This is a genomic window from Emticicia fontis (genome assembly GCF_054779675.1).
The window spans coordinates 1-568 of the sequence record NZ_BAAGXU010000061.1 but is presented as its reverse complement, the minus strand read 5'-3'; the positions used below and the strand labels follow the sequence as shown (position 1 = coordinate 568).

The 568-nt window shown below is 47.0% G+C and carries 1 pseudogene; it reads left to right on the top strand.

Annotation, left to right across the window (positions count from 1 at the left end):
- A pseudogene (locus ACYVFA_RS23735) lies at nt 1–568 on the top strand (hypothetical protein); the annotation flags it as partial.

The window sequence follows — 568 nt, the reverse complement described above, 5'->3', positions numbered from 1 at the left end:
TTTACAGATTTTAACTCAGCCATCCGCGCCAACAATCACAGCCCCCAATCCAAAAGTAGTATGTGCGCCAAATACCTTGACCTTAACAGCCAGTGGATGCGCCGGAACAGTAAACTGGTCAACAGGAGCAACAGGTACAAGTCTGGTACTTTCAAGCGTAGGTACTTATAGCATTACAGCCACTTGTACAGTGGGTAGTTGTACTTCTCCAGCAAGCACTGCTGTAACAGGTTTACAGATTGTAACACAACCATCTGCACCAACTATTGTTGCACCCAATCCAAAAGTAGTCTGTGCGCCAAATACCTTGACCTTGACCGCCGGTGGATGCGGCGGAACTGTAAACTGGTCAACAGGAGCAACAGGCACAAGTCTGGTACTTTCAAGTGTAGGAACTTATAGCATTACAGCCACTTGTACAGTGGGTAGTTGTACTTCTCCAGTGAGCACTGCTGTAACAGGTTTACAGATTGTAACTCAACCAATTGCGCCAACTATTGTTGCACCAAATCCAAAAGTAGTATGTGCGCCAAATACGCTGACCTTAACCGCCAGTGGATGCGGTGGC